The 9176-nt window shown below is 59.5% G+C and carries 10 protein-coding genes; 6 read left to right on the forward strand and 4 right to left on the reverse strand.

The annotated features are described in order from the left end of the window. Nucleotides 1-24: 24 nt before the first annotated feature. The 3 genes from prpC to E0F99_RS15185 are packed head-to-tail and all read right to left on the reverse strand — an operon-like array spanning nt 25 to nt 2807. Nucleotides 25-1152 carry a bifunctional 2-methylcitrate synthase/citrate synthase gene (gene prpC / locus E0F99_RS15175; RefSeq protein ID WP_083357310.1) on the reverse strand — a complete coding sequence of 376 codons (1128 nt, stop codon included), beginning with the start codon at nt 1150-1152 and terminating at the stop codon, nt 25-27. A 42-nt stretch (nt 1153-1194) separates the two neighbouring features. After that, complete coding sequence (gene prpB / locus E0F99_RS15180; protein WP_016979248.1) at nt 1195-2088, reverse strand: methylisocitrate lyase; 894 nt, start codon at nt 2086-2088, stop codon at nt 1195-1197. Continuing rightward, nucleotides 2085-2807, reverse strand: coding sequence for a GntR family transcriptional regulator (locus tag E0F99_RS15185; protein WP_083357309.1), 723 nt, complete (start codon nt 2805-2807; stop codon nt 2085-2087). Before E0F99_RS15185 ends, prpB begins: the two co-directional genes overlap by 4 nt. Nucleotides 2808-3079: 272 nt before the next feature. Between E0F99_RS15185 and rloA the strand changes: the two genes are divergently transcribed. From rloA to E0F99_RS15215, 6 genes are all read left to right on the forward strand, one after another. Beyond that, nucleotides 3080-3616 carry a retropepsin-like aspartic peptidase RloA gene (rloA, locus tag E0F99_RS15190; RefSeq protein ID WP_083357308.1) on the forward strand — a complete coding sequence of 179 codons (537 nt, stop codon included), beginning with the start codon at nt 3080-3082 and terminating at the stop codon, nt 3614-3616. 5 nt (nt 3617-3621) lie between these two features. Then, nucleotides 3622-5154 (forward strand): osmotic stress tolerance membrane protein RloB, encoded by a 1533-nt coding sequence (gene rloB / locus E0F99_RS15195; protein ID WP_083357307.1) that lies wholly within the window; start codon nt 3622-3624, stop codon nt 5152-5154. Beyond that, entirely contained in the window at nt 5154-6140 is a 987-nt protein-coding gene (locus tag E0F99_RS15200) for an alpha-L-glutamate ligase-like protein (RefSeq protein WP_083357306.1), read from the forward strand. The genes rloB and E0F99_RS15200 overlap by 1 nt, the downstream gene beginning before the upstream one ends. 99 nt (nt 6141-6239) lie before the next feature. Further along, the gene (pabB, locus tag E0F99_RS15205; RefSeq protein ID WP_083357305.1) at nt 6240-7583 is read left to right on the forward strand and encodes an aminodeoxychorismate synthase component I; all 1344 of its coding nucleotides are present in this window, start codon (nt 6240-6242) and stop codon (nt 7581-7583) included. A 228-nt stretch (nt 7584-7811) separates the two neighbouring features. Next, complete coding sequence (locus tag E0F99_RS15210) at nt 7812-8114, forward strand: type II toxin-antitoxin system HigB family toxin (protein WP_083357304.1); 303 nt, start codon at nt 7812-7814, stop codon at nt 8112-8114. Next, the gene (locus E0F99_RS15215; RefSeq protein ID WP_083357303.1) at nt 8114-8470 is read left to right on the forward strand and encodes a helix-turn-helix domain-containing protein; all 357 of its coding nucleotides are present in this window, start codon (nt 8114-8116) and stop codon (nt 8468-8470) included. Before E0F99_RS15210 ends, E0F99_RS15215 begins: the two co-directional genes overlap by 1 nt. Nucleotides 8471-8586: 116 nt before the next feature. Here E0F99_RS15215 and thrH read toward each other — a convergent pair. Then, nucleotides 8587-9176 (reverse strand): bifunctional phosphoserine phosphatase/homoserine phosphotransferase ThrH (gene thrH / locus E0F99_RS15220; RefSeq protein ID WP_130908810.1); only part of this gene is annotated, 590 nt, incomplete at its 5' end.

Raw genomic sequence — 9176 nt, forward strand, 5'->3', positions numbered from 1 at the left:
CTTCAGGATCGCCGGTCACTTCACTCAGCGACGCTCGATTGGCACGAACTTGCGCTGCTCAACGCCGATGTATTCGGCGCTTGGACGGATGATGCGGTTGTTGGCGCGCTGTTCGAACACATGCGCGGCCCAGCCAGTGAGGCGCGAACACACGAAGATCGGCGTGAACAGCTTGGTCGGTATGCCCATGAAGTGGTAAGCCGAGGCATGGTAGAAGTCGGCGTTGGGGAACAACTTCTTCTGCTCCCACAGGGTCTTGTCGATGGCTTCAGAGACCGGGAACAACACTTTGTCGCCCACTTCGTCAGCGAGTTTTTTCGACCAGCCCTTGATCACTTCATTACGCGGGTCGCTGTCTTTGTAGATCGCGTGGCCAAAGCCCATGATCTTGTCTTTGCGCGCCAGCATGCCAAGGGTGCCTTCAACGGCTTCTTCGGCCGAGCCGAAACGCTCGATCATTTCCATCGCCGCTTCGTTGGCGCCGCCATGCAGCGGGCCGCGCAGGGAGCCGATGGCGGCGGTGACGCACGAATACAGATCGGACAAGGTCGAGGCACATACGCGGGCGGTGAAGGTCGACGCGTTGAATTCGTGCTCGGCGTAGAGGATCAGCGACACGTTCATGACTTTCTCATGCAGCGCGCTCGGCTGCTTGCCGTGCAGCAGGTGCAGGAAGTGGCCGCCGATGCTCGGCTCGTCGGTGACGCAGTCGATGCGCTTACCGTCATGACTGAAGCGGTACCAGTAGCACATGATCGCCGGGAAGGCGGCGAGCAGGCGGTCGGTGACATCGCGTTGCACGCTGAAGTCTTTCTCGGGCTCGATATTGCCCAGAAACGAGCAACCGGTGCGCATCACGTCCATCGGGTGGGCGTCGGCGGGGATGCGCTCCAGAACTTCTTTCAAGGCCTGGGGCAGATCGCGCAGCGTGCTCAGTTTTTTGCTGTAGGCGGCCAGTTCGGCTTTGGTCGGCAGCTCGCCGTAGAGCAGCAGGTAAGCGACTTCTTCAAATTGCGCGTCGGCGGCGAGTTCACGCACGTCGTAACCGCGATAGGTGAGGCCGGCACCGGCCTGGCCTACGGTGGACAGTGCGGTCTGCCCGGCTACCTGGCCACGCAGGCCGGCGCCACTGAGTACTTTTGCTTCAGCCATGGTTGTTCTCCAATTTTGTAGTTATTCAGGGAGGCGCGTTCGTTACTTTTTCGCAGCAAACAGCGCATCGAGCTTCTGCTCGAAGGTGTGGTAGTCGATGCGATCGTAAAGCTCCATGCGGGTTTGCATGGTGTCGATCACGTTCTGCTGGGTGCCGTCGCGACGGATCGCGGTGTAGACGTTCTCGGCAGCCTTGTTCATGGCACGAAAGGCCGAGAGCGGGTACAGCACGATGGAAACATCGGCAGATTTCAACTGTTCGGTGGTGTACAGCGGGGTCGCGCCGAACTCGGTAATGTTAGCCAGGATCGGCGCTTTCACGCGGGAGGCGAACAGCTTGTACATCTCAAGCTCAGTGATGGCTTCCGGAAAGACCATGTCGGCACCGGCTTCGATGCAGGCGGCAGCGCGTTCCAGGGCGGACTCCAACCCTTCGACGGCGAGCGCATCGGTACGCGCCATGATCACGAAGCTGTCATCGGTGCGCGCGTCCACGGCGGCCTTGATGCGGTCGACCATTTCCTGCTGGGACACAATTTCTTTGTTCGGGCGATGACCGCAGCGCTTGGCGCCGACCTGATCTTCGATGTGGATAGCGGCGGCGCCGAACTTGATCATCGACTTGACCGTGCGTGCCACGTTAAAGGCCGAGGAGCCGAAGCCGGTGTCCACGTCTACCAGCAGCGGCAGGTCGCACACGTCAGTGATGCGGCGCACGTCGGTCAGCACGTCATCCAGGCCGGTGATGCCCAAATCCGGCACACCGAGGGAACCGGCAGCGACACCGCCACCCGAGAGGTAGATGGCCTTGAAACCGGCGCGTTTGGCCAGCAGCGCGTGGTTGGCGTTGATTGCGCCCACCACTTGCAGTGGCTGTTCGCTGGCGACTGCATCACGGAACCGCTGGCCTGGAGTGGTTTTATTGTTGGAACTCATGACTCACCTCGCTGAGTGGCTGTCTGGGGGGCGCCGTCGGGGAAGTGACGGGCAATGTTGCGTTTGGAAGCGCCGATATGGCGGCGCATCAACAATTCGGCCAGTTCACCGTCGCGATCGGCAATCGCGTCAAGAATGCGGTGATGCTCGGCAAAAGCCTGGCGTGGACGATTGGGGGTGGCGGAGAACTGGATACGGTACATGCGCACCAATTGGTACAGCTCGCCGCAGAGCATTTGGGTGAGGGTGCGGTTGCCGGCGCCTTGAATTATCCGGTAATGAAAATCGAAGTCGCCTTCCTGCTGGTAGTAGCCGACGCCAGCCTGGAACGCTTCGTCGCGCTCATGGGTGTGCAGCACTTGGCGCAGCTCTTCGATTTGCGCGTCGGTCATGCGCTCGGCGGCCAGGCGGCAGGCCATGCCTTCCAGGGATTCGCGAATTTCGTAGAGTTCGATCAGCTCGGCGTGGCTCAAGGACACCACTCGTGCGCCAACGTGAGGCACGCGCACCAGCAGGCGCTGACCCTCCAGTCGGTGGATCGCTTCGCGCAATGGGCCACGGCTGATGCCGTAGGTGCGCGCCAATTCCGGCTCGGAAATCTTGCTGCCGGGGGCGATTTCCCCCTTAACGATGGCGGCCTGGATACGCCGGAAGACGTTCTCCGACATTGTCTGGGAATCGTCTGACAGCGCCACGGAGATTTCCGTTTGATCGAGCATATTGTCGACACCTTTAAAAGCAATGCCGCAAAAACTAGCCAATCAGCCTGTAATAGTCAAAGAATAAAACAATATTGTCGACAATCGTCTAATAACCTCGCCTGCGCTTTATCGGAGCATGGCCGCCTGCCAGCGCTGGCGCCAAAAAAGCATCATGTTAGAATGCCCACCGCTTTTGCCTGACATCATTTGATGAAACGGCGCACGAGGGAGCTTGCGCAGCAATGCCAGTCGCCTTGAATTAAACATCGCACTGCACCGCCTCAGGATCTATGAGACTCAAGCCCTTCCTTTTACTGTGTTGCCTAGTATGCATACCGAGCCTTGGCGTCGCCGCCGAGAAGACCGTGTATGGCCTGAATGAATACGCGAAACTTGCCGGCATTGACCTGGAAGTGGCGGCCAAACTCGACACCGGCGCCAAAACCGCCTCCTTGAGTGCCCGCGATATCAAGCGCTTCAAGCGTAACGGTGAATCCTGGGTACGCTTTTACCTGGCCATCGACACCGCCCATTCCCACCCCATCGAACGCCCACTGGCCCGCGTCAGCAAGATCAAGCGCCGCGCCGGTGACTACGACCCCGATGAGGACAAGAACTACACTGCCCGACCAGTGATTGCGCTGGATATCTGCATGGGCAGCGCTTTACGCAGCATCGAAGTGAACTTGACTGACCGCAGCGCATTCCAATACCCGCTGCTGATCGGCTCCGAAGCCTTGAAACGCTTTGATGCGCTGGTCGACCCCAGTCTTAAATACGCAGCGGGCAAACCTGCCTGCGCCGCTGACGCTCATACCGCCGAGTAAACCGAATGCGCTCTCTGACCCTGCACCTGAAAATCCTGATCACCCTCCTGGTGGTGTTGGGCATTTCGGTCACCGCCTACCAGATTTTCGTGCAGGGAATTCCTGTCACCGAGGACGCCACCGACGACCTGTGGAACATCGACGCGAAAGTCGAGTTCGTCGCCAACCCCAAGGACCCCGTGAAGATCTCGATGTTCGTGCCGCCCCTGAGCCGCGACTTCGTCAGTCTCAACGAAAGTTTCATCTCGAATAACTACGGCGTAAGCGTCAACCGCACCGACGGCAACCGCAAGGTCACCTGGTCGGCACGCCGTGCCAAGGGCAACCAGACGCTGTATTACCGCTTGGTGCTGACCAAGCGTTACAGCGGCGAAAAGGTCAAGGTCAAAGGCCCGACCTTCCGCGACAGCATTGCCGTGGAAGGCCCGGAAAAAATCGCCGCCGAAGCGTTGCTGGCGCCGATCCGCCAGCACTCGGCCGACGTCGAAACCTTTATTACCGAAGCGATCAAACGCACCAACAACCTCAACGACGACAATGTGAAGCTGCTGCTGGCGGGCGACCCGTCGACCCCGCACAAGGCCAAAATCGTCGAGTTGCTGCTGTCCATCGCCCACGTACCGGTGGAAAAAGTCCACACCATCCGCCTGGTGGCCGACCAACCTCAAACCCCGGAACTGTGGTTGCGCAGCTTCAATGGCAATGACTGGTTGTACTTCAACCCGGAAACCGGTGAACAGGGCCTGCCGGCTGACCGCCTGCAGTGGTGGACCGGCGATGAAAACCTGATCACCGTCGATGGCGGCAAGAAGGCCATGGTGACGTTCAGCCTGAACAACAGCGAAATGAACGCGATTCGCCTGGCCAAGCTGACCGACGAAAACACCGATGCCAACTTCCTCGAATACTCGCTGTACGGCCTGCCGCTGCAAACCCAGCAGACCTTCATGATCATGGTGATGATCCCAATTGGCGTGCTGGTGATCCTGATCCTGCGCAACCTGATCGGCCTGCAGACCCTCGGCACCTTTACCCCGGTGCTGATCGCCCTGACATTTCGCGAGACGCAACTGGGCTTCGGCATTGTGCTGTTCACCATTATTACGGCGCTGGGCTTATCGCTCAGGTCGTACCTGGAACACTTGAAATTGCAGATGTTGCCAAGGCTGTCGGTGGTGCTGACCTTCGTGGTGGTGCTGATTGCGGCCATCAGCCTGTTCAGCCACAAGTTGGGCCTTGAGCGTGGGCTGTCGGTGGCGCTGTTCCCGATGGTGATTTTGACCATGACCATCGAACGCCTGTCGATCACCTGGGAAGAACGCGGCGCCAACCATGCGCTGAAAGTGGCGATTGGTACGCTGTTCGCCGCCTCGCTGGCGCACATCATCATGAGCGTGCCGGAACTGATCTACTTTGTATTCACCTTCCCGGCGATCCTGTTGATCCTGGTGGGCTTCATGCTGGCCATGGGCCGTTATCGCGGCTACCGCCTGACCGAGCTGGTGCGTTTCAAGGCCTTCCTCAAGGCTGACTCGTAATGTTCGGCTTCTGGAAGACCTGGAAGGCCCTCGAAGCGCGGGGGATCATGGGCATCAACCGGCGTAACGCCGACTACGTACTCAAGTACAACAAGCGCAGCCTGTACCCGATTGTGGATGACAAGATCATCACCAAGGAGCGCGCGATAGCGGCCGGTATTCACGTGCCACAGATGTACGGAATCATTTCCACCGAAAAAGAAATCGACAAGCTCGATGAGATCATCGGTGGGCGTAGCGACTTCGTGATCAAGCCGGCCCAAGGTGCCGGCGGCGATGGCATCCTGGTGGTGGCTGACCGTTTTGAGGGGCGCTATCGCACGGTGTCCGGCAAGATCATCAGCCATGAAGAAATCGAGCACCAGATTTCCAGCATCCTCACCGGCCTGTATTCCCTGGGCGGCCACCGCGACCGCGCGCTGATCGAATACCGCGTGGTACCCGACCAGATCTTCAAGAGCATCAGCTACGAAGGCGTGCCGGATATCCGCATCATTGTGCTGATGGGCTACCCGGTGATGGCCATGCTGCGCTTGCCGACGCGCCAGTCCGGCGGCAAGGCCAACCTGCACCAGGGCGCGATTGGCGTGGGAGTCGACCTGGCCACCGGCCTGACATTGCGCGGCACCTGGCTGAACAACATCATCACCAAACACCCCGACACCACCAACGCCGTGGATGGCGTGCAACTGCCCAACTGGGACGGTTTCATGACACTTGCGGCCAGTTGTTATGAGCTGTGCGGGCTGGGTTACATCGGTGTGGACATGGTGCTGGACCAAGAAAAAGGCCCGCTGATTCTCGAGCTGAATGCGCGGCCGGGGCTGAATATCCAAATCGCCAACGACTGCGGCCTGACCCTGCGCACCCACGCCGTGGAAGCGCGCCTGGAAGAGCTGAAAGCCGCCGGCGTGACGGAAACCCCGCAAGAGCGCGTGAAGTTTGTGCAGGAAATGTTTGGGCATATACCCCAGGTCGAAGGCTGATCCGGGCTTCAATCTGTCTATAGCCGACATCCCCTCTAGGACCAAATCCTACGGGGGACTACAATCGCCTCCCCACGCCAATCGCTGATCCGCCCCGCAATGTCGACCTGCTCCGTACACTCGCTGCCCTACCGGGCCAACCCCGCCGAATACTTTGCGACGATTCGCCATGCCCCCGGTGCGGTGCTGCTCGACAGCGGGCGCCCGGCTGCCGAACGCGGGCGCTATGACGTGCTCAGCGCCTGGCCACAAGCAACCTTGACCGTAAGGCCTGACGAAAGCGGCAGTGATTTCCTGCAACGCTTGCGCGATAACCTGACGCAGCTGGGTGAAGCGGCAATGCCGGCAGGTGTGGAACTGCCGTTTGCCGGCGGCTTGATCGGCTATCTGAGCTACGACTTCGGCCGGCACCTCGAACAGATGCCACACTTGGCGGTGGATGACCTGCACCTGCCGGATGCACGCTTCGGGCTGTATGCGTGGGCGCTGATCAGCGATCACCAGGCACAGACCAGTCAGTTGGTCTTCCACCCGGCGCAGGCCGACAGCGAGCGACAACGGCTGATCGACCTGTTCAGCCAGCCTGCCCCACAAACATCAGCCACCTTCAAGCTCCACGGCCCGATGGCGCCCGACCTCACAGCCGAGGCTTATCGCCAGGCCATCGTGCGCATTCAGGACTATATCCAGGCGGGCGACTGCTATCAGGTCAACTTCGCGCAGCGCTTCCGGGCGCCGTGCATCGGCGACCCATGGGTGGCTTACTGCGCTCTGCGTGAAGCCTGTCCTACACCTTTCTCAGGTTTTCAAAGCCTGCCGGATCACGGCGCGGTATTGAGCCTGTCGCCGGAGCGCTTCGTCAGGGTCAGCGAACGCCACGTCGAAACCCGCCCGATCAAAGGCACCCGCCCGCGGGGTTTGACCGCCGAAGAGGATGCAGCTCACGCCGCCGAACTGCTGGCCAGCCCCAAGGATCGCGCCGAAAACCTGATGATCGTCGACCTGCTGCGCAACGACCTCGGCCGCACCTGCCGCACCGGCTCGGTCAAAGTGCCGGAGTTGTTCAGCCTGGAAAGCTACCCCAACGTGCACCACCTGGTGAGCAGCGTCACCGGCACCTTGGCCGATGACAAAGACGCCCTCGACCTGATCGCCGGCAGCTTCCCCGGCGGCTCGATCACCGGCGCGCCGAAGATCCGCGCGATGCAGATCATTGACGAGCTGGAGCCGACGCGACGCGGCTTGTACTGCGGCTCGCTGGTGTACCTGGACGTACGCGGCGAGATGGACAGCTCCATCGCGATTCGCAGTTTGTTGGTCAAGGATGGGCAGGTGTGCTGCTGGGGCGGCGGCGGGATCGTAGCGGACTCGCAGTGGGAGGCGGAGTATCAGGAGTCGCTGACCAAGGTGCGAGTTTTGTTACACACGTTGGAAAGCCTGTAGCGCTCCGTATCTTCCTGGCGCTCGGACGCAGAGCCCCGTAGCCGAAAAAGCCTGAATCAGAATGGCCGTGGACGGCGTGTGAGTGGGAGGATAGCGTCCAGCCCCTACCGTCCACCCGCCGTTTGTGAAGGATCACATGAAGCGACTGTCTACTCGTCAGAAATTATTTCCGCGATTGCATATCCACTCAAGCATATCTACTATCTCCCGTATTGGGAGATTGCAACGATGCGGATAATCGCACTCTCTACCTTACGAATATTCTGGGAAAGCCATCCCGCGTATATCGAGGCCAAAACGCCGCTGGTGGAGCTGTATCGCCACATGGAGAAGACTATTTACGCCACGCCGCAGGCACTCAAAGATGAGCTTAGAACGGCGAGCATTCTCAAGGGCGGCAGGGTTGTTTTCAACGTGGGCGGCAACAAGTCCCGAGTGATCATGGCGATCGACTATCAACGACAGCTGGGTTTCATCCGTTTCGTAGGGACCCATGCGCAATACGACCAGATCAACGCGGAGACCGTGTGATGAACATCAAACCTATTCATTCCCAGGAAGACCTGACTGCGGCGCTCGCACGCGTCGAGCAGCTATGGGGAGCGCAAGTCGGCTCGCCAGAGGGTGACGAGCTGGAAATCCTCGCCGTACTCATTGAGAAGTACGAGGCGGAACATTTTCCAATGCTGGCTTCGGACCCAGTGGAAGCGATTAAATTTCGCATGGAGCAGTTGGGCATGACTGCCCGCGACCTGGAGCCTTTTATCGGTACGAGCGGGCGAGTGTCCGAAGTGCTGAATCACAAGCGAAAGCTGAGCCTGGCGATGATCAAACGCCTGCATGAAGGTTTAAGTATTCCCTATGAGCGGTTGCTGGCCGGGATTTAGGCGCAGACTGAACCGGCTTCATCGCAGGCAAGCCAGCACCCACATTTTAAGGGTCACAAATCAAAATGTGGGAGCCGGGCTTGCACGCGATGAAGCCAACAGCATCAACCAATCAACTACAGGCTCAATGGCCGATTCGACGCCTTGATGAACGCTTTCTTCAAGTCCTCAAACGTATGCACCGCGGGGAACTGCGGGAACTCGCGAATCACATTCTCCGGCGCATGGAACAGAATCCCACGGTCAGCTTCGCCGAGCATGGTGGTGTCGTTATAGGAATCACCGGCGGCGATCACGCGGTAGTAGAGGGTCTTGAACGCCAGCACCGACTGGCGCTTGGGGTCCTTCTGGCGCAGTTGGTAGCTCACCACCCGGTCGTTCTCATCGGTAATCAACCGATGGCACAGCAAGGTCGGGAAGCCGAGTTGGCGCATCAGCGGTTGGGAGAACTCGTAGAAGGTGTCTGACAAAATCACCACCTGGAAGCGCTCGCGCAGCCAGTTGACGAACTCGATGGCACCGTCCAGCGGCTTGAGGGTGGCGATCACTGCCTGGATATCGGCGAGCTTGAGCCCATGCTCGTCGAGGATGCGCAGGCGTTGCTTCATCAGCACGTCGTAATCGGGAATATCTCGGGTGGTGGCCCGCAAGGCTTCAATACCGGTTTTTTCAGCGAAGGCGATCCAGATTTCTGGAACCAGTACCC

Origin of the sequence: Pseudomonas antarctica (genome assembly GCF_900624995.1) — a bacterium.
Taxonomy (GTDB): Bacteria; Pseudomonadota; Gammaproteobacteria; order Pseudomonadales; family Pseudomonadaceae; genus Aquipseudomonas; species Aquipseudomonas antarctica.

Bases quoted from the DNA above. Each gene is read 5' to 3' on its own strand.
- E0F99_RS15210 (WP_083357304.1), top strand. From the start codon at position 7,812: ATGCGGATAATCGCACTCTCTACCTTACGAATATTCTGGGAAAGCCAT.
- rloA (WP_083357308.1), top strand. From the start codon at position 3,080: ATGAGACTCAAGCCCTTCCTTTTACTGTGTTGCCTAGTATGCATACCG.
- E0F99_RS15215 (WP_083357303.1), top strand. From the start codon at position 8,114: ATGAACATCAAACCTATTCATTCCCAGGAAGACCTGACTGCGGCGCTC.
- prpC (WP_083357310.1), bottom strand. From the start codon at position 1,152: ATGGCTGAAGCAAAAGTACTCAGTGGCGCCGGCCTGCGTGGCCAGGTA.
- pabB (WP_083357305.1), top strand. From the start codon at position 6,240: ATGTCGACCTGCTCCGTACACTCGCTGCCCTACCGGGCCAACCCCGCC.
- E0F99_RS15200 (WP_083357306.1), top strand. From the start codon at position 5,154: ATGTTCGGCTTCTGGAAGACCTGGAAGGCCCTCGAAGCGCGGGGGATC.
- rloB (WP_083357307.1), top strand. From the start codon at position 3,622: ATGCGCTCTCTGACCCTGCACCTGAAAATCCTGATCACCCTCCTGGTG.
- E0F99_RS15185 (WP_083357309.1), bottom strand. From the start codon at position 2,807: ATGCTCGATCAAACGGAAATCTCCGTGGCGCTGTCAGACGATTCCCAG.
- prpB (WP_016979248.1), bottom strand. From the start codon at position 2,088: ATGAGTTCCAACAATAAAACCACTCCAGGCCAGCGGTTCCGTGATGCA.